This window comes from Streptomyces sp. CA-111067 (genome assembly GCF_050956065.1).
GTDB lineage: Bacteria > Actinomycetota > Actinomycetes > Streptomycetales > Streptomycetaceae > Actinacidiphila.
In genome coordinates this window covers 8,585,290-8,606,691 of sequence record NZ_CP192103.1, presented here as the reverse complement: position 1 = coordinate 8,606,691, position 21,402 = coordinate 8,585,290, and the positions used below count along the sequence as shown (strand labels likewise).

The window sequence follows — 21,402 nt, the reverse complement described above, 5'->3', positions numbered from 1 at the left end:
GCGGTCAGGGTGCCTCGGTGGCGCCGGCGGGGGTTCGGTGGGACGGGTCGGCGGCGGCGTCGCAGTGCACGACGAGGGCGGCGATGTCGTCGTCGAGCGCGCCCGCGCTGTAGCGGACGAGCTGCTGGTGGAGCAGCGCGAGCAGGTTCGGGGCCGGGACGGCGGACTGCTGGGCGGCCCACTCGGGCAGCGGGAAGAACCGGCCGGCGCGGTCGCGGGTCTCGCTGACGCCGTCGGTGTAGAGCAGCAGCCGGTCGCCGGGGGCGAGGGCGACGGTGTCCACCGTGTAGTCGCCGCCGATCAGCCGGGCCATGTTCAGGGGCGGTGAGGCCGCCGACGGGTCGAGCACCCGGAGCACCGAGCCGGTGCCGTCCGCCCGCCCGCGCGCGTCGGAGCCGAGGAGCAGCGGCGGCGGATGGCCGCAGTTGACGATGGCGGCCTCCCGCCGGCCCGGTCTGACCTCGACGAGGATCGCGGTGGCGAAGCCCTCGCCCGCGTCGGGCGCGGTGAGGTGGTCGCTGTAGCGGCTGATGCTGGTGTCCAGGCGGCCGGCGAGCCGGGTCAGTTCCGGCTCGTCGTAGGCCGCCTCGCGGAATCCGTTGGTGATGGCGCTGGCCACGCCGACCGCCGACAGGCCCTTGCCGCGGACGTCGCCGATCAGCACCCGCACCCCGTGCGGGGTGTCCACCGCCTCGAAGAAGTCCCCGCCGATCCTGGCCTCCTCCGCCGCGGCCAGGTAGAGGGTCTCGATGCCGACCCCGCCGAGCCGGTGCGGCACCGGCCGCAGCACCACGGCCTGCGCGGCCTCGGCGACCGAGCGGACCTGGGACAGGGTGTGCTCGCGCTGCAGCCGTACGTGGGCGGCGTAGGCGGCGGCTGCCGTGACGGCGGCCAGCGCGCCCGCGGTGAAGGCGGTGGCCGGCTCGTCGAAGACGAACTGGACGATCAGCACGGCCGCCATCGTCCCCACGCCGAGCAGCACGATCGCGCCGACCGACCACATCGACGCGGCGAGCGCGGGCGCGGCGGGCAGCAGCCGGCTGACCGCGAACTCCTCCGGGGTGAAGACCGCGAGCACGCAGAGCGCGGCGGTCAGCAGCAGCGGCGACCACTGGGAGAGGGTGCTGCGCCTGCTGCCGGGCGTGCGGGAGCGGCGGCGCCGGTGAGGGATCATCACAGACGGGAGCGTATCGCCATGTTCGTCCGGTATTACGGTGATAACGGGATGGCCGACCAGGTGCGCCGCCCGCACCGGGTCGGTGTCAGGCCCCGGGCGGATCAGGCCAGGGAGGGGTTCACGCCCCCAGCCGGGCGAAGACCACGGTGGTGCGCCGTTCCCCCTCGGCGTCCGGCGAGGTGCGGCTGCCGACCCGCTGGAAGCCGCACTTCTCCGCGACCCTGATCGAGGCCGCGTTCCCCTCGTCGGCCTCGATCACCAGCCGGGCCAGCCCCAGGTCGCCGAAGGCCCAGCCGGTGAGCAGCCGTACCGCGCGCGGCGCATGGCCGTGGCCGCGGCCGGCCGGGAAGACGCTGTAGGCGATCGTCGCGGTGTCCTCGGCGCGGAACTGGAGGCTGACGATCCCGACCGGCAGGTCCGTTGCCGCGTCCGCGATCACCAGCCGGGCCGCCTCCCCGGTCCGCCAGCCCTCCTCGGCGCGGGCGATGCTGGTCGCCCGGGCCGCCGCGTCCATCGGCTCGTCGTCCAGCCAGCGCAGGGCCTCCGGGTCGTGGCTGGCCGCCGCGATGGCGTCCAGGTCGGACGCGCGCCGCATCCGCAGCACCACCACGCCGTCGGTGAGCGGGGCGGCGGGCGGCGGTATCGGGGTGGAACGGGCCATGGGGAAGATCGTATGCCTTGTCAGCGGTCCAGATAGGAGAGCAGTTCGCGGGCGGCCGGGCTCGGGCGGTCACCGTCGGGCAGCGCCACCGAGACCTCCCAGCTCTCCTCGGGCGGCCCGGTCAGCGGCACCGTGCACAGCTCCGCCGCCTGCTCCTTGCGGGCGATCGGCCGCGGCACCACCGCGATCCCGAGCCCGTGCCGCACCAGGTCGATCAGCGTGTGCACGTCGTTCACCTCAAGGGCCACCCGGCGCGGGGTGTGCCCGGCGGCGAACGCCCGGTCGGCCAGCCGGCGCGAGCCCCAGTCCGGGTGGAAGTCCACGAAGGTCTCGTCCGCCAGCTGCGCCCACTCCACCCCGGCGGCGCCGGCCAGCCGGTGCCCGGGCCCGCACAGCAGGACCATCGGCTCGCAGGTCAGCGGCAGCAGCCTGACCCCTTCGGGCGGCGGCCCGGGCAGCGTCACGAACGCCAGGTCGAGCCGGCCGCCCGCCACGTCCTCGACCAGTGCGGCGGAGCCCGCCTGCCGCAGCCGCACCTCCACGTTGCAGTGCTGGGCGCGCAGCCGGGCGAGCAGCGCGCCGACATCGACGGTGACGCACTGCTCGACGCCCACCGACAGGCTGCCGCGCAGCAGGCCCTGGACCGCCGCGACGGCCTCCCTGGCGGCCCGGGCGCCGGCCAGGGTGCGGGTCGCCTCGGCCAGGAACGCCGCGCCGGCGCCGGTGAGTTCGACACTGCGGGTGGTGCGGACGAACAGCGGCGAGCCCAACTCCCGTTCCAGCGCCCGCACCGAGGCCGACAGTCCGGACTGGGAGACCAGCATCCGCTGGGCGGCCCTGGTGAAGTGCCGCTCCTCGGCGACCGCCACGAAGAACTCAAGCTGGCGCAGTTCCATGATTGAGAACGGTAGTCGATGAATCCGTTCTCTTTCTTCTATTGGACGCGCCCACCGGTTCGGGGACAGCATGGAAACCGGCTGCCGGGCCCGGCCGCACCACGCGGAGATCTCCGCGTCACCCTGTCGTCCCCCTCTGCGCCATTCAAGGAGCACTCACCGTGGAGCATCGCAACCTCGGCCGCAGCGGCGCCAGCGTCTCGGCCCTCTCGCTCGGCACCATGACGTTCGGCGCGGAGTCCGAGGAGGCGTGCTCGCACGCCCAGTTGGACCGCTTCGTGGAGGCCGGCGGTACGTTCATCGACACCGCCGACGTCTACAGCGCCGGTGTCTCCGAGGAGATCGTCGGCCGCTGGCTGGCGGCCCGGCCGGCCTCGGTGCGCGACCGCGTCACCATCGCGACCAAGGGCCGCTTCCCGACCGGCGACGGGCCCAACGACGTCGGCCTGTCCCGGCGGCACCTGGACCGCGCGCTGAACGCCTCGCTGCGGCGGCTCGGCGTCGACTCCGTCGACCTCTACCAGGTGCACTCCTGGGACCCGCTGACCCCGGTCGAGGAGACCCTGCGCTTCCTGGACGACGCCGTCCGGCAGGGCCGGATCCACTACGTGGGGCTGTCCAACTTCACCGGCTGGCAGCTGCAGAAGGCGGTGGACATCGCCGACTTCCGCGGCCTGAGCCGGCCGGTGACGCTCCAGCCCCAGTACAGCCTGCTGGCCAGGGAGATCGAGTGGGAGATCACCCAGGCCTGCGCCTCCGAGGGCCTCGGCCTGCTGCCGTGGAGCCCGCTGGCCGGCGGCTGGCTGACCGGCAAGTACCGCCGTGACGAGCGGCCCACCGGCGCCACCCGGCTCGGCGAGAACCCCGACCGCGGCGTCGAGGCGTACGACCGGCGCAGCCGCGTGGAGCGCACCTGGGCGGTGGTGGACGAGGTCCGGGCGGTCGCCGACGAGCACGGCGCCTCGATGGCCCAGGTCGCGCTGGCCTGGCTGCTCGGCCGGCCGATGGTCACCTCGGTGATCCTGGGCGCGCGTACCGTCGCCCAACTGGACGACAACCTGGGCGCGCTGGACGTGGAGCTGTCCGCGGACGACCTGGCCAGGCTCGACAAGGCCAGCGATCCGGGCGCGGCGGACTACCCGTACGGCGTCCCCGGCGTCGACCAGCGCAGCCGCCGCATCCAGGGCGGCCGCTGACCGCACACCGGCCGACCGCACCTGCACGGTCGGCACACCCGCCGACCGCACACCCGCGGGCCGGCTCCCGGGGCGCCACCGCCCCCGGGAGCCGGCCCGCCGCCGTGCCCGCGGACCGCTCCCCCGAGCGGAGGCGCGACGACACCCGGGCGGACGCGCGGCGGCAACGGTATTGACACGTCACGCCGGAACCAACCAGGCTGGTCCACGACAGGGGATGACAACGTTGTCGTAGCCCACCGGGACACGGCTGGAGGCGTTCGTGCGGGCGCCCGAAAGTTGTCGAGGGCGTGAACAAAGCTGGGGAATGAAGGACGTGGAGCATTTCATTCGGTGCGAGGTGGACTTTCGCATCGCGTCAACGCAGGAGTTCGGCCGGCTGGCGGAGGACTGGGTCATGGGGGCGGCCGACACGCTGGCCCCCGACCCGCTGGCCAGGGTGATCGCCGACTCCCGGCTGCCGCGGGGACCGCTCACCAGCGGGGCGCCATGCGGCCCCGCCTTCGCCGAGTGGGGCTTCGTGTCCCGGGTGCGCCGGATCGGCGGGGCGCGGGAGCGGCGCACCGCGCGGGTGCTCGACGCGATGTCGGCGGGATGGGTCGCCAAGAGCGTGTACGACGGCGCCGAGGGTCTGGCCATGGCGATGTACGCGCTGGATTCCGAGGGCTATCCCGACGAGCTGCTGATCCGCGCCGAGGCGGAGATGCTGCCGGACTCCCCCAGCTGGGCACGGGCCTGGATCGAGGGCCCGGAGGCGGTGCTCTTCGACCCCGCGTCCAGGACCCGGTGGCTGCGCTTCATGCACGGCTTCGCGGCGGGCGTCGACCCGTCGTTCGGCCAGATCTCGTACGCGTACGGCGACGAGGACACCACCGCGCTCGAGACGCTGGCCGGGCCGCCGTGGACGATCGCCAGCGAGGCGATCAGCGCGTCACGCGATGTGCTGCGCGGCTACGACTGGCTGACCATCTGCCCCGCGGAGCTGACCGAGCGGCTGGGCGGCGCCGCCGCGCTGCGGGCGACCAACGCCTTCGCACAGGTCGAGCCGCTGCGCGGCGGCGGCACCTGGCTGCTGGCCACCGAGAACTACGAGGACTACCGGGCCGAGCGGGTCGAGGCGGTGTGGCGGGCGCTGGCCCCGGTGCTGGTGAAGGGCACACCGCGGCAGGAGGTGTCGGCCAAGTCGGAGGTGCCGTTCCGGCTGGTGTTCCGGGACGCGGCGGAGGCGTGAGGGCGCGGCTGCGCGGGCTGCCCCAACACGCTTGACGGGCCTACGGGTTGACGGTTCGCCGGCTGCGGGAGCCGGGCGCCGGGGCGCGGCGGGCGGTCTGCGAGGATGCCCGGATGAGCGATGACACGCAGGCCGGTTCCGGGGCGGATGCGCGGGCCGGCGGTGCGGGCGAACCCGGGGCCGACGTCCAGGCCGACGCCGAGGGCGGGCCCCGGGCTGCGGCCACCGCCGAGGGCGAACTCCCCGCCGGCACTGAGGCCGAGGCACGGGCGGACGCGGAGGGCGAACCCCAGGCTCAGGCCGACGCCGAGGGCGAACCCCCCGCCGGCACTGAGGCCGATGGCGACCCGGGTTCCATACCGGCGCGGCGCCCGTGGACGGTGTGGGCCGTGGCGGCCGTCGTCGCGCTGGCGGTGGCGTTCGGCGGCGGGGCGACCTGGGCGAGGGGGCGGCTGCCCTTCACCTCGGCGGCGCCCTCGTGCTGGGGCGTGAACCTGTCGTCCCTCTTCCCGCACCGGGCCACGTCCACCCAGGACGTCAGGCCGTACGGGGACACCACTCCCGAGTGCCGGATCATGGTGGGGGTCGAGCGGGACCGCAAGGTCGACGACACCTCGGACGTCTTCTACGCCGACCTCGACGTGCTCGACCGGAACAGCGCCGACGGCGGCTGGTCGCAGGACGGCCTGACCGGCGGCCTGTATCCGCTCGGCCCCGGGCTGACCGGCATGGCCGACGACCGGGACGCCTGGGTGGAGCTGCCGCGCGCGTGCTTCGCGACGGATCGCTACGACGACAGCGCGCCCTACGTCGTGCGGTTGTCGTACCGGCCCAGGGCCTCGATCCTGCCGGTGGACGACGACGGGGCGAACGGCGACGGCGCGCTGAAGATGGCGAAGGCGGCGGTCCGGCTGGCCAACCGTGCCGCCTCGTCGCGCCACTGCGCGGGCACGCTGCCCGCGCCGACGCTGCCGGCCGCCGAGCATGCCGCCTTCGAGACCTCGGCCCGTGACGCCTGCGGCCTGCCCGCCTCGGCGCTGCCCGCGAAGGTGGACCTGCGCGGCGAGTACCGGGCGACCGGCCGCTCGGTGAGCGTGTGCACGCTGATCAGTGACGTCGGCGATCTCGATCTGGTCACCCTGTCGGGAGACCTCGGCCTGTCGCGCAGCTTCGACGGCGTGGCGGAGACCTACGGGCCCGGAAGGCTGCTCGTCCCGCGCCGGACCGGATACGCCGGCACCAACCTGGCGACGGCCGACCTGGAGTGCGGCAAGCAGTATGTGACCTTCGTGGCCCGCGACCGGGACGACATCGGCGGCTTCGACGCGGCCCGCGTCCTTGCCGGGTACGCCGCGGCGCAGGGTCCCCGGTACGGCTGCGGCAAGAACCCGGTGCGGGTCTCCGGCTGAGCCGCGCCGGCGACCCGGTGCGGACACATGGGTCTGCCGGGCGCGGCCTAACGGCGGGCGCGCAGGGCCTGGATGAACCAGGCCAGGGGCGCGGACTGGGCGGGTGGCGGTGTCCAGCCGTTGACCACCGCCAGCAGCTGGAGGTAGCGATCGCGGCGCGGCTCCTCGGCGGATTCGAGCCGGTGAAGCAGCCGCCCGCGCAGGGCGGCGCCGTCCGGGGTGCCGATGTCGCGGGCGTAGCGGCCGGCCACCGCGGCGACCATCTCGCCCGCCTCGGCCGACCCGGGGTCCACCCCCGCCGCCAGCGCCGGGGCGGCCAGGTCGCGTACGGTCGCCACCGGGCCGCGGCGCGGTACGCCGGCGGGGCGGCCGGGACCGGCCGCCGGCAGGTCGGCGGCGAAGTCCTCCGTGGTCCTGCGCATCGCGGCGCGGAATCCGGGGTCCTGGGCGAGCTCGGCCAGCTCCACCCATGCCTCGACCTGGCGGGGCTCCGGGTCCTCCGGCAGTTCCGGGGTCAGCGAGCGGACCGCAGCGGCGAACCGGGGGTCGTCGGCCAGGCCGCCGAAGGCGGCGGCCAGGAAGTCGGCGGTCAGCCTGCGGCGCTCGGCTTCCGACAGGGCGGCGAGTCTGTGCATCAGTTCGGTCTCCTCAAGGGTCGAACCGCGCCGGGCCACGGCGGCCAGCACCGCCTGCCGCAGCCGGAGCGTGCGGATCCGCACCTCCAGCGCCTCGGCGTGCGCGGCGGCGGCCTCGGGCAGCGAGACCCGCCGGTCCAGCACCTCGGCGACGGTGGCCAGGTCAAGGCCCAGGTCGCGCAGGGTGCGGACCAGGTCGAGGCGGGCGACGGCATCGGTGTCGTAGCGGCGGTGGCCGGCCGGGCTGCGGCCGGCGGGCGGCACGATCCCGCGGTCGGAGTAGAACCGGACGGTCTTGACCGTCAGCCCGGTCCGCCGGGCCAGCTCGCCGATCGTGTAGGACGTGTCGCCGCTCATGGCCCTACTCTCGCCTCTCCCCCCACGGGAGACGCAAGGACGGCGGCCTCAGCGGCCGCCGGCCGGGCCGGTCACGGGTTGGCCTTGGTGGCGAGGTCGAGGAAGAAGACGTCGATGCTCCGCACCGCGCGGATGAAGTCGTCCAGGCCGACCGGCTTGGTGACATAGGCGTTGGCGTGCCGGCGGTAGGCGCCGGTGACATCCTCGGGGGCGGCCGAGGTGCTCAGCACCACCACCGGGATCACGGCCAGTTCGGGGTCCGCCTTGAGGTGGGTGAGCAGCTCGAGGCCGTTCATCCGGGGCATGTTGAGGTCGAGGACGATCAGGTCGGGACGGGTCAGGCCCGGGTCGTGCAGCACTTCGAGCGCGGCCACACCGTCGGCCACCTGCCGGACGTCGCGGGCACCGCCCCGTTCGAGCAGCGCCTCGGTGATCAGCACCACATCGGCGTCGTCGTCCTCGACGAGCAGCACCGTGTAGGTGGGGCTTGCTACGGGATGGGCGCTCGTCATGCTGCTCCTCACCGGCCGCCGGCCGTGCGGGCAGTCGCCCGGTGCCCCAACCCTATGCTCCAGCACACCTTGACAACAAGGGTTGTCGCCAACCGGGTCCGCCGCATCCGTGCGGCTCGGCACGTATGCGGCGGACTCCCTGCCGGGTCGGGGCAGTTGGCGGCTCAGGCGGCGGACTCCAGGTCGAGCAGCAGGAGTTTGGCGTCCGCGCCGCCCGCGTACTGGCCGGGCGAGCCGTCGGAGCGCACCACCCGGTGGCAGGGCACCACGAGCGGCAGCGGGTTGGTGGCGCAGGCCGTGCCGACCGCGCGGACCGCGCGCGGGCTGCCGGAGGCGGTGGCCACCTGGGTGTAGCTCTCGGTGCGGCCGTAGCCGATCTCCGGCAGGTGGGCCAGCACGTCACGGCGGAATCCCTTGGACAGCCGCCAGTCGAGCGGCAGTTCGAACCGCCTGCGGCGGCGGGCGAAGTACTCGTCGATCTGCCGGGCCGCGTCGTCCAGCCGGCCGGGGGCGTGCAGGACGCGCGGGCTGACCTTGTCCGACAGCTGCCGCAGCACCGCCTGGTGGTCCTGGACCGCGAAGGCGATCCGCACCAGGCCCGCTTCGGTGCCGGCCAGCAGCAGCGAGCCCGCCGGGGTGTCCAGGGTGCGGTAGGCGACGTCGAGGATGCCCTCGGCGCCGGCGTCGGCGGCCAGCCGCTCGCGCAGCCGGGCGATGGTCTCGGGGTCGTTCTCCGGCAGGCCCGCGAAGAGCTCGGCGGCGCCGGATCCGGTGCGGGAAGTCATGGCGTGGGTACTCCTGTCGTGTCGGTCGCCGGCGCGGTCGTCCGGCCGAGGCGGCGCTCCTGGTGCGTTCGGCCCTCGGGGTCCGCGGGGTCCGCGGGGTAGGTGCGGCGCAGCGTCCTCATGCCGTCGGCGGCGGCCCGGCGGGCCGCGTCGGTGCTGCCGCCGGTGAGTGCGGCGATCTCCGCGTAGGGCAGGCCCGCCAGGTAGTGGTAGGCCACGGCGTGCCGCTGCCGCTCCGGCAGCGCCCGCAGCGCCCGCCACAGGTCGGGGTCCCAGTCCTCGGGACGGCCGGTCCGCCCGGCCCGTTCCGGCAGCTCGCCGGCCGGCGCCGGGCGGCGCGTGTTGCCCCGGGTGACATCGATCGCCTTGCGGTGCGCGACGGTCACCAGCCAGGCTTCGACGTTGCTGTCGTCCGGCAGCTCCGGATAGGCCCGGAGCGCCGCGAGGAAGGTCTCGGACCAGGCGTCCTCCGCGTCGTGCGGCCCGAGGACGGCCCGCACCACCCGCAGCACCAGCGGCCCGTGCTCGGTCACGATCTGTTCGAACGGTGGCTTGCTCACACCTGGTAAACGCAACCGGCGGCCGAAACGTGAGATCCGGGCCGTGGAAAAGCGTCCGGCCGCCCACCGGGGATTGCCGGTGGGCGGCCGGGACGGAGACCGGGGCGCGGAGGGATCAGGGGGTGGCCGGCTTGAGGGCGACGATCGCCTCGGAGGTGTGCACCAGGAAGGTGAGGGTCTCCTGGAAGTACAGCTCGACGCTGGTGGCGTCGTGCCCGAGGTAGCCGATCGAGACGTCCTGGCCGAGCCGGAGCTCGAAGTCGCCGCCGCGGGACGACAGCAGGAAGGCGCCGTCGATCGCCGGCGCCCAGATGATCTCGCCGTCCAGCAGCCTGGCCAGGTGCTCGTGGATGGGATAGCCGTGGTCGGAGGTCTCGCTGACCGCGGTGTACGCGTCGGCACTCAGCGCCAGGCTGTACGCGCCGTCCACACCGGCCAGCCGCAGCGCGGTGATGGCCTGGCTGACCACGTCGGGGTACGCCCGGGCGTCCGCCGGCAGCGTCAGCTCGGGGTTGGACGAGGCGGCCCGGATGCCGGTGATCCCGGCGGCCGGGTAGCCCTCGAAGACGGCCCGGTCCTCGGCGAAGGCCAGCCGCCTGGCGGCGTCCTTCACCGGCTGCCAGTCCGCGTCCTTCGCGCCCCGCTCGACGTCGTCCACCTGGCCGCGGTCCACGGTGAAGGGCACCCGCAGCTCCACCACCGGCTGCGAGCGACGGCTGCGGGCCAGCACGCCGTCGGCCGGCGCGGCCAGTCCGTCCAGGTGCCCGGTGGCGACGGCGGCGAGCTCGGAGCCGGCCGCCTCCGGTACGTCCACGATGCGGCGGGCCGCGACATGGCGCTTGAACGTACGCCGGGCCTCGGCCTCCAGGTCGGCCCATGCGGCGGCGGAGACGGGAGCCAGTTCACGGTGCAGGTTGTTCACGGGGTCGTGCTCCTGTTCAGGTTGCCGATGCCCAGATCGCCGGAGCCCGGGTCACCGGGGCCCGCGGCGCCGTCGCCCGGGTCGCCGCCGGCCGGCCGGGCCGGCGCGGGGACGGCGGGCTCGGCGGCGCGGGCGGCGGTGCCGGGCAGCGGGGGCAGGTCGTCGAGGAAGTCCGCGGAAGGGGTGAAGAACAGCGTGCCGGTGACGGCGGTGGAGAAGTCCAGGATGCGGTCGTGGCCCGCGTCCGGGGTGCCGAGGAACATGTTGCGCAGCATCTGCTCGGTGACGTCGGGGGTGCGGGCGTAGCCGATGAAGTAGGTGCCGAACTCGCCGCGGCCGGGGCTGCCGAACGGCATGTTGTCCCGCAGGATGTCCTGCTCCTCGCCGTCGGGCCCGGTCACGGTGTTGAGCGCGACGTGCGAGGCGTCCTCGTCGAGCTCGATGTTGGTCGCCTTGGTGCGGCCGATGATCCGCTCCTGGGCCTCGACCGGCAGCGCGTTCCAGGTGTCGAGGTCGTGCAGGTACTTCTGCACCACCACGTAGCTGCCGCCGGTGTGCTCCGGGTCCTCCTCGCCGACCAGGACGGCGGCCGCGGCCGCCGCGCCGACCGGGTTCTCGGTGCCGTCCACGAAGCCCATCAGATCGCGCATGTCGTGGTACTTGAAGCCCTGCGTCTCATCCTGCAGGGTGACCGCGCCGCGCAGCCGCGCCATGATCTCGCCGGCCAGCTCGAAGCACAGGTCGAAGCGCCGGGCCCGCAGGTGGAACAGCAGGTCGCCGGGGGTGGCCACCGCCCGGTGCCTGGCGCCTTCCAGAGCCTGGAAGGGGTGCAGCCCGGCGGGCCGGGGGAAGTCGAAGAGCCGGTCCCAGGCGTCGGAGCCGATCCCGGCGACGCAGCTGAGGGTGGCCTCGGGCGAGCCGAAGCCGATCGCGCGCTGCAGCCCGCCGAGGTCGGCCAGCAGGTCGCGGGCGCGCTCCTCGCCCCCGGCGTCGATGGTGACGACCAGGAAGATCGAGGCGCTGGTCAGCGGGCTGAGCACCTGCTGCGGCTCCGGATCGGGTTCCGGCCGCGGCGCGGGAAGGGATGCGGACGGCAATCCGTTCTCCTGACCTCTCCGCGCGTCTCCGCGCGATGATCACGTCGATTCCGCGACCCTACTGGATCGGCCGCCGGGCGGCGGCGAACGCCCCGGTGCCGCGTTCGCCGCGTACGGTCAGGCCGACCCCGGTCTCCTCGCGGTCACTTCGCCTCGCGGGCCGGCAGCCGCCAGCCGGCCCGCGGGAAGTGGCAGGTGTAGCCGTCGGGGTACCGCTCCAGGTAGTCCTGGTGCTCGGGCTCGGCCTCCCAGAACGGTCCGGCCGGCACCACCTCGGTGACGACCTTGCCCGGCCACAGCCCGGACGCGTCCACGTCGGCGATGGTGTCCTCGGCGATCCGCTTCTGCTCGTCGTCGACGTAGAAGATCGCCGACCGGTAGCTGAGGCCGATGTCGTTGCCCTGCCGGTTCTCGGTGCTCGGGTCGTGGATCTGGAAGAAGAACTCCAGGATCGTCCGGAAGTCGGTCACGGCCGGGTCGAAGAGGATCTCGATCGACTCGGCGTGCGTGCCGTGGTTGCGGTACGTGGCGTTGGGCACGTCGCCGCCCGAGTAGCCGACCCGGGTGGCGGTCACGCCCGGCTGCCGCCGGATCAGGTCCTGCATGCCCCAGAAGCATCCGCCCGCCAGGACGGCCTTCTGTGTCTGCTCCGCCATCTCAGTCCTCCCTGCGCGGTGGGCCACCTGCCTGGTGGTCCACGGTTCCGGTGTGTCCACCGCCGCGGCCGGAGTGCGGTGGTGAATTAGGATTCCCTGTGGCAGTCAAGGCCGCGGGGCCCGGCAAAATTCCCTCAGAATCCAGGTGGTACGGCTTATGTCCGAAAGCGAGCACCGGGTGATCCTCGAAGAGGACCGGATCCTCACTCCGCGCCTCGTCCTGCGCCGCTGGCGGGTCGAGGACGCCGACGCGGCGCTCGCCGTCTACGGGGCCGACGAGGTGACCCGGTGGCTGGCCCCGGCGATGACCACCGCGCCGGACGGCCCGGCCATGCGCGAGCTGCTGAGCTGCTGGCGGGCGAACGGCGACTCGCTGGAGAAGCCGGCCGGCCGCTGGGCGGTCGAGCTGCGCGAGACCGGTGAGCTGATCGGCGGGGTGGCGCTGCTGCCGCTGCCGCCGTACGGGGTCGATCTGGAGGTCGGCTGGCAGCTGGCCCGGCCGGTATGGGGGCAGGGCCTGGCCGCCGAGGCGGGGCACGCCATCGCGCATTACGCCTTCGAGTCCGGTGTGGACGAGGTGTTCGCCGTCGTCCGGCCGGGCAATAAGCGCGGTATTGCCACGGCAAGGCGGGTCGGAATGGAATGGGTCGGCGAAACGGAGAAGTATTACGACCTCCGCCTCCAGGTCTACCGGCTCCGCAAGGGCGAGCTCGACGTGCCCGCCCTCCCGTAGGGCCGCCCTCCCGTCAGGCCGTCCTGCCGTCAGGCGTGCCCGCCGCCCTCCCCTGGAACGGCGAAGGCGGCCGGCGCCCCGGTCGGGGACGCCGGCCGCCTGAAGTGCGGCCCGTCAGCGGGGTGTCACCCCGGCGGGGCTACTGGATGCCGGCGGCCTTGCAGGCATCGGCGAACTCGGAGGTGCAGACCTGCGCCACCGTGTACGCCTGGTCCTTCAGCACCGTGTCCTTGAGGTTGTCGATCGTCACCGAGATCGGCGCCAGCAGCACCGACGGCACGTTCTCGCCGGAACCGCTCTTGGAGCTCGCGGTGGCCAGCGACTTGAAGTCCTTGCCGTTCAGCAGGTCCACCGCGATCTCCGCGGCGGGCGCGGTCTCCGGGCCACCGGGCTTGTAGATGGTGCTGGTCTGGGTGCCCGCGATGATCCGCTGCACACCGTCGAGCGCCGCGTCCTGACCGGTCAGCGGGAGGTTGATCCCGTTGCCCTTCATCGAGGTGGCGATACCGCCGGCCATGGTGTCGTTGGCCGAGTAGACGCCCACGATGTTCTTCTTGCCGAGCTGGGTGATGGCCGCGGACATCTTCTGCGCGGCGACATCGGCCTTCCACAGACCGGTCTGCTCGTAGGCCACCTTCACCTTGGTGTCCAGCGCCTTGTGGGCACCGGCCTTGAAGGCGGCGGCGTTCGGGTCGGCCGGGTCGCCGTCGATCATCACGATCTTCGCGGTGGGGGTGGCCTTCGGGCCGAGGGCCTTGAGCAGCGACTCGCCCTGGAGTTCGCCGACCTTCTCGTTGTCGTACGAGACGTAGGCCGAGACCGGGCCCTGGGCGAGGCGGTCGTAGGCGACGACCTTGATGCCCTTGTCCACCGCGGCCTGCACGGAGGACTGGATGCCGACCGCGTCCTGCGGGTCGAGGATGAGGACCTTGACACCCTTGGTGATCATGGTTGCCACCTGCTGCGCCTGCTTGGCGGCGTCACCGGCGGCGTTGGCGTACTGGACCGAGCAGTCCGGGCACAGCTCCTTGATCTTCTTCTCGATCAGCGGCCGGTCGAACTTCTCATACCGCGGCGTCACGCTGTCGGGCAGCAGCAGTCCGATGGACTTGTCCTTGCTGCCGCCGCCGTCGTTCTTCTTGTCGTCACCGGCCTTGCCACACGCGGCCATGGTGAACGAGATCGAAACGACGGCGGTGCCGACGACGATTCGACGCGTCAATGCGTTCATTACGAGGTGCCTCCCTGACAGGGCCGCCCCACACCACGGCCGAGGTGGAGGTGAGTCAACTCGGCTGAGGCCCCGTACGTCAAGAAGTAAACACCGAAAGAGATCGCAAGGTTGTGTGATTGGCATGGAACACGAATTGATAACGCTGGCAGGAGTGGCTGAAATCAACTCACGCGCCGATTGCGCCGCTATGGGGTGTTGTTCGACCCCGGCGCCGGCCGGCGAACCCGGAAACCGGGCATGAGCTGCACCTTTGCGTCAGATCACAATTCGCGCACGATATGGTGGAGTTAACCTCTCGGTGGGCGGGGGCAGGGACGATTTTCGCCCCGCCGAACGGCGCCGCCTACGGCACGGCACCCACCGGGTGGATTTGACCCCATTGTCTCCAAGACGTGAAGCCGGAATAGGCAGTTCCGCCGTCCCTCCGTCAAGGAACGAGAGCCATCGGCGGCTCCGCGGGCAGCCCGCGAGCGGCCTATACACCACTGCGGGACCGCGGATCGCCACGCCGGCCGGGCGGCACCGAAGATCAGCCGGACCCGCCGCCGCATCGGCAGCAACTGCCCACCCCCGCCGACGGGTTGACAGTGCTTCAGTCGTTGCCACAAAATCCGCGGAGAGCGCTCTCCGGCATCACACCCCCCACCCCTGGAGATGCACATGAGCCGCCTGTCCCTCTTTCTGCGATCCGTCAGACGGCGCAGACCCCTGGTCGCCGTGGCGGTAGCGATGGCGCTTGCCACCGGCGGCGCCGTCGGCACCTCGATCGGCGCCGCGCACGCGGCCGACTCCCTGCTCTCGCAGGGCAAGGCCGTCACCGCCTCCTCCACCGAGAACGCCGGCACCCCCGCCTCGGCCGCCGTCGACGGTGACGCCGGTACCCGCTGGTCGAGCGCCGCGGCCGACCCGCAGTGGCTGACGGTCGACCTCGGCGCGAGCTCGACCGTCAGCTCCGTCACCCTCAACTGGGAGGCGGCGTACGGCAAGGCGTTCAAGATCCAGGTCTCCGACAACGCCACCGCGTGGACCGACGTCTACTCCACCACGACCGGCACCGGCGGCAAGCAGACGGTCGCCGTAAACGGTTCCGGGCGCTATGTCCGGATGTACGGCACCGCCCGCGGCACCCAATACGGCTACTCCCTCTGGGAGTTCCAGGTCTACGGGTCCACCGGGTCCAGCAGCGATCCCGGCACCTGCGGCACCGCCAACGCCGCGGTGGGCAAGACCGCCACCGCCTCCTCCACCGAGAACGCCGGCACCCCCGCCTCGGCCGCCGTCGACGGCAACGCGGGCACCCGCTGGTCGAGCGCCGCCACCGATCCGCAGTGGCTGCAGGTCGACCTCGGGGCCTCGGCGACAGTCTGCAAGGTCGTACTGACCTGGGAGGCCGCCTACGCCACCGCGTTCCAGATCCAGGTGTCCGGCAACGGCACCGACTGGACGCAGGCATACGCCACCACGACCGGCACCGGCGGCACCCAGACCCTCACCGTGGGCGGCACCGGCCGCTACGTCCGGATGAACGGCACCGCCCGCGCCACCGGATACGGCTACTCCCTCTGGGAGTTCGGGATCTACACCACCGGCAGCAGCGGAGGTGACGGCGGCAGCACGGGCGGCACCGGCAACCCCGGCGGCGGCGACTTCTCCGGCACGGTGATCTCCGCCTACAAGCAGGTGTCGGCCTCCTCCTACGAGGGCGGCAACGCGCCGGCCGCCGCGCTCGACGGCCGGACCAACACGCGCTGGTCCAGCCTGGCCACCGACAACCAGTGGCTTCAGGTGGACCTCGGCGGCGTAGGAACGATCAGCGGTGTCGAGCTCAACTGGGAGGCGGCGTACGGCACCGGCTACCGCATCGAGGTGTCGAACAACGGCACCGCGTGGTCCCCGCTGTACAGCACCACCACCGGAAAGGGCGGCATCGAGAAGCTGCCCGTCACCGGCACCGGACGCTATGTGCGGCTGACCGGCACCGCCCGGGCCACCGGATACGGCTACTCCCTCTGGGAGTTCCAGGTCTACGGCACGGTGGACGACTCCACCGCCAAGCCGCCGATGCTCTCAGGTCCGACCAAGGCACCGGCCACGCTGAACCAGTTCCAGCTGTCGGCGCCGGCCGACAAGGCGATGGTCACCGACACCCGCAGGCCCGCGCTGTCCTGGGCGGCCGTGGCGGGCAGCGCGCACTACGAGGTCTGGCTCAACATCAGCCGCACCGACTACGACTTCACCGCCTCGGGCAACCTGCTCGACCTCTACACCAAGGTGGCCGAGCCCACCGGCACCAGCTACACGCCGAGTTGGGACATCACCGACCGCTGGACGTACAAGTGGTTCGTGGTGGCGGTCAGCGGCGCCGGCGCGAAGACCACCTCCAGCATCCGCACGTTCAGCGTCTACCTGCCCGACATCGAGCAGGCGGCCGACGGCGTCAACGTGGTGAACGGCGCCCGGGACCTGAACAAGGACGGCTCCATCCAGCCGTACGAGGACTGGCGGCAGCCGGTGGACACGCGGGTGAACGACCTCCTCGGGCGGATGACGCTGGAGGAGAAGGCCTACCAGATGTTCTACAACGTCCAGACGTACCCGATGTCCGGCTGGCACTTCGGGCCGGCCCAGCCCGCGGACCTGGACACGGTGCTGAAGTCCACCGCGGCCACCCGGCTGGGCATCCCGCCGGTCTCGGCGGGCGACACCACCGCGGGCTACCAGACCACCTACCCGCTGCAGAGCACGCTGGCGGCGGGCAAGGACTACCCGCTGGACTACAAGCTCGGCGACATGCAGCGCAAGGAGGAGCTGGAGGTCGGCGCCCGCGGCACCCTGTCACCGCTGGCAGAGGTCGGTACCAAGGTGCTCTACCCGCGGATCCAGGAGGGCGGCGGCGAGAACGCGGACGTGGCCGCGGCCCAACTCCGGGCACTGGTCTCGGGGTTGCAGGGCGGCCCGGAGCTGAACCCGGGCTCGGTGCTGGCCACCGTCAAGCACTGGCCGGGTGAGGGCGCCGGCGGCGAGGCCGGCATCACCTACGACGGGGTGACGATCAAGTACCACATGATCCCGTTCAAGGCCGCGATGGAGGCCGGCGCGGTCAACATCATGCCGGGCTACGCGGGCAGTTCGTATCTCGACCCGGGCGGCCCCGGCGCCGGCGACAGCGCGAAGATCCTCACCTACCTGCGGCAGAACCTCGGCTACACCGGGCTGATCACCACCGACTGGCTGCCGTCGTCGGCGTGGGTCAACGCGGCGAACGCCGGCTCCGACGTGATGGGCGGCGCCGACCCGGGCGCCGCGGACTTCACCATGGCGGGCTTCGAGTCGCAGGTGCCGTCGGCCAGGATCAACGACGCGGTGACCCGGATACTCAAGCTCAAGTTCGAGCTGGGCATCTTCGACCACCCGTACGGCGACCCGGTCAACGGCCCCTACCGGTTCCACCAGCCGAGCTACACCGCGCTGGCCAACCAGGCATCCCGCGAGTCCAACACCCTGCTGAAGAACGACGGCGTGCTGCCGGTCAAGCTCAACTCCGGCGACAACATCGTGGTCGCCGGCGACCGGGCCACCGACGGCGCGGCCTGCTGCATCTGGTCCAGCTACTTCCACCCGGACTACGGGTCGCTCGACCAGCTCGACGCGCTCAAGGCGAGAGCCACCCAGGCCGGGGTGAACGTCTACCAGGGCACCGGCCCGGCGCCGAAGCTGGCGGTGGTCTACGTCGGCGAGCCGTCCTACACCCACGCCACCGCGTGGCCGGACACCCAGCCGTACCTGCCGGCCGACCAACTGGCCCTGATCCAGAACTTCAAGAACCAGGGCATCCCGGTGGTGGTCGTACTGACACTGCCGAGACCGATCGTGATCAGCGACTGGAACAACCTGGCCGACGCCATCGTGGTGACCTACCGCGGCGGTGAGGAGGTCGGCCCGGCCACGGCGAGCCTGCTCTTCGGCGACTACACCCCGCGCGGCAAGCTGCCCTGGCAGCTGCCCAGAAGCCTCGACCAGGTGCTGAAGCCGGGTGGCGGCGACAACCAGGCGGACGCCAACGAGAACTGGGACCTGCCGTACGACCTGGGCGCCACCGCCGCCGAGCGGGCCGACATCCGGGCGAAGATCGACGCCGGCCAGCCGGTGCCGACCACCTACGGCAATCCGCTCTACGCCTACGGAGCAGGGCTGACCGGCTGGAGCTAGCCGGCCTCCGCGGAAAGGGACTTCAGACCCGGGGTGCGCTCCCCGCCGGCTCCTCCGGCGGGGAGCGCACCCGCGTGTTCCCGCTCTCCGTCCGTGGGTAGGGTCGGCGGCACACCGCCCGCCAGCACCCGCGAGGAGACCGCCGTGCCGACCTTCGAGTACGCGCTCACCATCGATGCTCCCCCAGCGCGCGTCTGGGACCTGGTCAGCGACGTCGAGGGCTGGCCGTCCGTCACCGCCTCCGTCACCTCCGTCGAGGCGCTCGACGGGGCGGAGCTCGCCGTCGGCGGCAGGTTCGTCCTCATCCAGCCCAAGCTGCGCAAGGCCGTGTGGACCGTCACCGCGCTGCGGCCCGGATCGGACTTCCGCTGGGAGTCGAAGGCGCCCGGTGTGGTCACCCGCGGTGACCACCTCGTCGAGGAGGCGGACGGCGGCGGCAGCCGGCTCACCGTCGCCATCGTCCAGAGCGGGCCGCTCGGATGGCTGATCGGACGGCTGGCCGGCGGCCTGACCCGCAGGTACATGGAGATGGAGGCGCAGGGCTTCAAGTCGCGCGCCGAGGCGGCGGCCGGGGCCTGAGCCCGCCGCACACCCCGCTCCCGGCGTGCTGCCCGTCACATAAAGTTCTCGCCTTGCCGTGTAGACCGTGCGGCGGGGCGCGGGCGTATACGTGGTGAGGCCGAAGAGAACCTGGGAGCTGTTGTTGACCGCTGAGGAGTTCGAGGATTTCTACGCGCACGCGGTCAGACGGCTCACCGGTCAGCTCTACGTCATGCTCGGAGATCTGCACGAGGCCCAGGACGTCGTGCAGGAGGCTTTCGTCCGCGGCTGGAGCCGGCGGCGGCAGCTGAGCCGGGACGGCAACCCGGAGGCGTGGATCCGCACCGTCGCCTGGCGGCTGGCCGTCAGCCGCTGGCGCGGCCGGCGCCGGTCGGAGGACGCCTGGCAGCGGCACGGCGGGCCGCCGGTGCTGGAGGGACCGGGTCCCGGGTCGGTCGCCCTGGTGTCCGCGCTGCGCGAACTGCCGGCCGGCCAGCGGCGGACGGTGGCCCTGCACTACGTGTGCGATCTGTCGGTCGAACAGATCGCCGCGGAGACCGGCGTGTCCGCGAGCACCGTCAAGACCCATCTGGTGCGCGGCCGGGCCGAGCTCGCCCACCATCTGCCCGATCCGCACGGTGAGGAGTCCTCCGGTGCCTGAACCGCGCGAACCGTACGGCCCGCCCCGACCGCCCGACCCGCTGCGCGCGGCCTTCAAGGACGCCGCCGCGGCAGGGCAGCGCGCCGCCGCCCCCGCCCCGGTCGCGCTGATCGCCGCGCGCGGCAACCGCAGGAGGCACCGCCGGATGGCGGCCGCCGCCGCGGCGGCCTGCCTGGTGGCCGGCGGCACGTCGGCGCTGGTCGTGCTGCTGCCGTCCGGCGGCGGAGGCACCGTCCCGGCGTCCACCCCGTCGTACGCGCCCGGCCCTTCGGCGACCCGGTCGGCCGGCCCGACCCGCTTCGCGCCGCCGCCCGACGGCGGCGTGCGGAGCACCGGGCCCGGCGGCGTGGCGACCTCCGACCCCGGCGGGCCCGCCACCACCACACCGCCGCCTTACCCCCCGCAGAACACCTACCTGCCAGGGCACGGCGCCCAGACCACCCAACCGCCGAGCCACGGCGCGCGGACCACCGCACCGGACGGCCACGGAGGGGCGACGACCTCACCGCCGTAACCGCCCCTCCGCACACCGATCCGCCGCACCCGCACACCGGCCGCGCCCGCGCCCGCGCCCGGCGGGAACGGCATGCCCTTCACCGCGCCACGGCCGCCTCCGACGCTGTCCGGACGGCGGGCGCGGAGTCGTCACCAGGCCCAGGAGCCCCTTCATGCCCGACAACTCGCCGCCCGCGACGGCGGCGCCGCCGCTCCCCCGGCGTCCGGCGCCGGTGCCCGTCAGCCTGCCGCGGCAGCGGTCCGCCGCCGCGCACGGCGCCGGGACGCGCCGAATACGCCCGCTGGGCGCCATGGACCGCGACGTGCTGGTGCTGTACGCGCTGACCCGGCTCGGGGTGTGGATCACGGCCTACTGCTCGGGCCGGATGTTCAGCGGCGACGGCAGCGCCAAGCACGCGCCGACCATGCTGTCCCGCTGGCAGCAGTGGGACTGGGCGTACTACCTGCACATCGCCAGGGACGGCTACTTCACCGGTCCCGGCGCGGGCGGCGCCCCCACGACCGACAACCGGGAGGCGTTCTTCCCCGGCTTCCCGCTGCTGCTGCGCGGGGTGCACGACGTACTGCTGCCGGACTGGACCGCGGCCGGGCTGCTGATCTCCTTCGTGGCCGGCGCGGTCGCGGTGCTCGCGCTCGCCAGGATCGCCCGGCCGTACCTGCCCGATGACGGCGGCGGCACCGACGCGGTGCTCTTCCTGCTGCTGTCGCCCTGCGCGGTGTTCCTCGCGGCGGGCTACACCGAGGCGCTGTTCCTGGCGCTCGCGCTGCCGTGCTGGCTGGCCGCGCGGAAGGGCCACTGGGCGCCGGCCGCCGTACTGGCCTGCGCGGCGACCGCGGTCCGGGTCAGCGGCCTGTTCCTCGCCGCGGCCCTGCTGGTGCACTTCCTGACCTGCGGCCGGGCGGTCCGCGGCAGCTGGTGGCGGCTGCCGTGGCTGGCACTGCCCGCGCTGCCCGCCCTCGGCTACACCTGGTACCTGGAGGCGCGGACCGGCGACTGGATGGCCTGGAAGCACGCGGAGGAACGCGGCTGGTACCGGCAGTTCCACTCGCCGTGGCAGGCATGGGGCCACACCTGGGACGCGGCCTTCTCGCACGCCCAGAGCACGCCGTACGCGGTGCTGTTCCAGGGCGAACTGGTCGCCATGGTGGTGGGCGTGGCACTGCTCGGGCTGCTGCTGTGGCGACGGCAGTGGGCGGAGGCGGCCTACCTCGGGCTGACCCTGTGGGCGCTCGGCACGTCCTACTGGTACATGTCCATTCCGCGGGCGACGCTGCTGTGGTGGCCGCTGTGGGTGCTGCTGGCCCGGTGGGGCGCGCGGCGGGCCTGGCTGAAGACCGCGTACGTGGCGGTCTGCGCACCGCTGATGACCGTACTGACCGTGGCCTTCACCTCCGGCCGGTGGGCCGGCTGATCT

Annotated in this window: 20 protein-coding genes; 9 read left to right on the top strand and 11 right to left on the bottom strand. The window is 73.1% G+C overall.

The annotated features are described in order from the left end of the window. Positions 1-4: 4 nt before the first annotated feature. From ACQPW6_RS37940 to ACQPW6_RS37930, 3 genes are all read right to left on the bottom strand, one after another. Positions 5-1,174 (bottom strand): PP2C family protein-serine/threonine phosphatase, encoded by a 1,170-nt coding sequence (locus ACQPW6_RS37940; protein WP_433894791.1) that lies wholly within the window; start codon positions 1,172-1,174, stop codon positions 5-7. 121 nt (positions 1,175-1,295) lie between these two features. After that, on the bottom strand, positions 1,296-1,838 hold the full coding sequence (locus ACQPW6_RS37935; RefSeq protein WP_433894268.1) for a GNAT family N-acetyltransferase: 543 nt from the start codon (positions 1,836-1,838) through the stop codon (positions 1,296-1,298). Between the two features lie 20 nt (positions 1,839-1,858). Continuing rightward, the gene (locus ACQPW6_RS37930) at positions 1,859-2,734 is read right to left on the bottom strand and encodes a LysR family transcriptional regulator (protein ID WP_433894267.1); all 876 of its coding nucleotides are present in this window, start codon (positions 2,732-2,734) and stop codon (positions 1,859-1,861) included. A 161-nt stretch (positions 2,735-2,895) separates the two neighbouring features. Here ACQPW6_RS37930 and ACQPW6_RS37925 point away from each other — a divergent pair, with 161 nt between their 5' ends. The 3 genes from ACQPW6_RS37925 (at position 2,896) to ACQPW6_RS37915 (ending at position 6,570) form a co-directional block, all read left to right on the top strand. Beyond that, positions 2,896-3,930 (top strand): aldo/keto reductase, encoded by a 1,035-nt coding sequence (locus ACQPW6_RS37925; protein WP_433894266.1) that lies wholly within the window; start codon positions 2,896-2,898, stop codon positions 3,928-3,930. A 340-nt stretch (positions 3,931-4,270) separates the two neighbouring features. Beyond that, complete coding sequence (locus tag ACQPW6_RS37920) at positions 4,271-5,161, top strand: hypothetical protein (RefSeq protein ID WP_433894265.1); 891 nt, start codon at positions 4,271-4,273, stop codon at positions 5,159-5,161. A 113-nt stretch (positions 5,162-5,274) separates the two neighbouring features. Then, positions 5,275-6,570, top strand: coding sequence for a hypothetical protein (locus ACQPW6_RS37915; protein WP_433894264.1), 1,296 nt, complete (start codon positions 5,275-5,277; stop codon positions 6,568-6,570). A 47-nt stretch (positions 6,571-6,617) separates the two neighbouring features. Here ACQPW6_RS37915 and ACQPW6_RS37910 read toward each other — a convergent pair whose 3' ends face one another. From ACQPW6_RS37910 to msrA, 7 genes are all read right to left on the bottom strand, one after another. Further along, positions 6,618-7,562, bottom strand: coding sequence for a MerR family transcriptional regulator (locus ACQPW6_RS37910; protein WP_433894263.1), 945 nt, complete (start codon positions 7,560-7,562; stop codon positions 6,618-6,620). A 71-nt stretch (positions 7,563-7,633) separates the two neighbouring features. After that, entirely contained in the window at positions 7,634-8,074 is a 441-nt protein-coding gene (locus ACQPW6_RS37905; RefSeq protein WP_433894262.1) for a response regulator, read from the bottom strand. Positions 8,075-8,238: 164 nt separating this feature from the next. Beyond that, positions 8,239-8,859 carry a methylated-DNA--[protein]-cysteine S-methyltransferase gene (locus ACQPW6_RS37900; RefSeq protein WP_433894261.1) on the bottom strand — a complete coding sequence of 207 codons (621 nt, stop codon included), beginning with the start codon at positions 8,857-8,859 and terminating at the stop codon, positions 8,239-8,241. Beyond that, entirely contained in the window at positions 8,856-9,419 is a 564-nt protein-coding gene (locus ACQPW6_RS37895) for an RNA polymerase sigma factor (protein ID WP_433894260.1), read from the bottom strand. The genes ACQPW6_RS37900 and ACQPW6_RS37895 overlap by 4 nt, the downstream gene beginning before the upstream one ends. Before the next feature lie 115 nt (positions 9,420-9,534). Continuing rightward, complete coding sequence (locus tag ACQPW6_RS37890; RefSeq protein WP_433894259.1) at positions 9,535-10,341, bottom strand: family 1 encapsulin nanocompartment shell protein; 807 nt, start codon at positions 10,339-10,341, stop codon at positions 9,535-9,537. After that, the gene (locus ACQPW6_RS37885; RefSeq protein WP_433894258.1) at positions 10,338-11,438 is read right to left on the bottom strand and encodes a Dyp-type peroxidase; all 1,101 of its coding nucleotides are present in this window, start codon (positions 11,436-11,438) and stop codon (positions 10,338-10,340) included. Before ACQPW6_RS37885 ends, ACQPW6_RS37890 begins: the two co-directional genes overlap by 4 nt. Positions 11,439-11,581: 143 nt before the next feature. Continuing rightward, positions 11,582-12,094, bottom strand: a complete 513-nt coding sequence (gene msrA / locus ACQPW6_RS37880) for a peptide-methionine (S)-S-oxide reductase MsrA (RefSeq protein WP_433894257.1) — start codon at positions 12,092-12,094, stop codon at positions 11,582-11,584. Between the two features lie 157 nt (positions 12,095-12,251). On the opposite strand from msrA, the gene ACQPW6_RS37875 reads away from it, so the two are divergent. Then, positions 12,252-12,827, top strand: a complete 576-nt coding sequence (locus ACQPW6_RS37875; protein WP_433894256.1) for a GNAT family N-acetyltransferase — start codon at positions 12,252-12,254, stop codon at positions 12,825-12,827. Between the two features lie 139 nt (positions 12,828-12,966). On the opposite strand, the gene ACQPW6_RS37870 is transcribed toward ACQPW6_RS37875, so the two are convergent. After that, positions 12,967-14,058, bottom strand: a complete 1,092-nt coding sequence (locus tag ACQPW6_RS37870; RefSeq protein ID WP_433894255.1) for a substrate-binding domain-containing protein — start codon at positions 14,056-14,058, stop codon at positions 12,967-12,969. A gap of 732 nt (positions 14,059-14,790) precedes the next feature. On the opposite strand from ACQPW6_RS37870, the gene ACQPW6_RS37865 reads away from it, so the two are divergent. The 5 genes from ACQPW6_RS37865 to ACQPW6_RS37845 all read left to right on the top strand — a co-directional run bounded on the left by ACQPW6_RS37865 (position 14,791) and on the right by ACQPW6_RS37845 (position 21,399). Continuing rightward, complete coding sequence (locus ACQPW6_RS37865) at positions 14,791-18,270, top strand: discoidin domain-containing protein (RefSeq protein WP_433894254.1); 3,480 nt, start codon at positions 14,791-14,793, stop codon at positions 18,268-18,270. A gap of 144 nt (positions 18,271-18,414) precedes the next feature. Then, positions 18,415-18,849, top strand: coding sequence for an SRPBCC family protein (locus tag ACQPW6_RS37860; RefSeq protein ID WP_433894253.1), 435 nt, complete (start codon positions 18,415-18,417; stop codon positions 18,847-18,849). Between the two features lie 124 nt (positions 18,850-18,973). After that, positions 18,974-19,471, top strand: coding sequence for a SigE family RNA polymerase sigma factor (locus ACQPW6_RS37855; RefSeq protein ID WP_433894252.1), 498 nt, complete (start codon positions 18,974-18,976; stop codon positions 19,469-19,471). Continuing rightward, complete coding sequence (locus tag ACQPW6_RS37850; RefSeq protein ID WP_433894251.1) at positions 19,464-19,985, top strand: hypothetical protein; 522 nt, start codon at positions 19,464-19,466, stop codon at positions 19,983-19,985. Before ACQPW6_RS37855 ends, ACQPW6_RS37850 begins: the two co-directional genes overlap by 8 nt. 154 nt (positions 19,986-20,139) lie before the next feature. Further along, the gene (locus tag ACQPW6_RS37845) at positions 20,140-21,399 is read left to right on the top strand and encodes a mannosyltransferase family protein (RefSeq protein ID WP_433894250.1); all 1,260 of its coding nucleotides are present in this window, start codon (positions 20,140-20,142) and stop codon (positions 21,397-21,399) included. Positions 21,400-21,402: the final 3 nt, after the last annotated feature.

Bases quoted from the DNA above. Each gene is read 5' to 3' on its own strand.
- ACQPW6_RS37940 (WP_433894791.1), bottom strand. From the start codon at position 1,174: ATGATCCCTCACCGGCGCCGCCGCTCCCGCACGCCCGGCAGCAGGCGC.
- ACQPW6_RS37930 (WP_433894267.1), bottom strand. From the start codon at position 2,734: ATGGAACTGCGCCAGCTTGAGTTCTTCGTGGCGGTCGCCGAGGAGCGG.
- ACQPW6_RS37910 (WP_433894263.1), bottom strand. From the start codon at position 7,562: ATGAGCGGCGACACGTCCTACACGATCGGCGAGCTGGCCCGGCGGACC.
- ACQPW6_RS37870 (WP_433894255.1), bottom strand. From the start codon at position 14,058: ATGAACGCATTGACGCGTCGAATCGTCGTCGGCACCGCCGTCGTTTCG.
- ACQPW6_RS37865 (WP_433894254.1), top strand. From the start codon at position 14,791: ATGGCGCTTGCCACCGGCGGCGCCGTCGGCACCTCGATCGGCGCCGCG.
- ACQPW6_RS37845 (WP_433894250.1), top strand. From the start codon at position 20,140: ATGCCCGACAACTCGCCGCCCGCGACGGCGGCGCCGCCGCTCCCCCGG.
- ACQPW6_RS37905 (WP_433894262.1), bottom strand. From the start codon at position 8,074: ATGACGAGCGCCCATCCCGTAGCAAGCCCCACCTACACGGTGCTGCTC.
- ACQPW6_RS37900 (WP_433894261.1), bottom strand. From the start codon at position 8,859: ATGACTTCCCGCACCGGATCCGGCGCCGCCGAGCTCTTCGCGGGCCTG.
- ACQPW6_RS37915 (WP_433894264.1), top strand. From the start codon at position 5,275: ATGAGCGATGACACGCAGGCCGGTTCCGGGGCGGATGCGCGGGCCGGC.
- msrA (WP_433894257.1), bottom strand. From the start codon at position 12,094: ATGGCGGAGCAGACACAGAAGGCCGTCCTGGCGGGCGGATGCTTCTGG.
- ACQPW6_RS37935 (WP_433894268.1), bottom strand. From the start codon at position 1,838: ATGGCCCGTTCCACCCCGATACCGCCGCCCGCCGCCCCGCTCACCGAC.
- ACQPW6_RS37875 (WP_433894256.1), top strand. From the start codon at position 12,252: ATGTCCGAAAGCGAGCACCGGGTGATCCTCGAAGAGGACCGGATCCTC.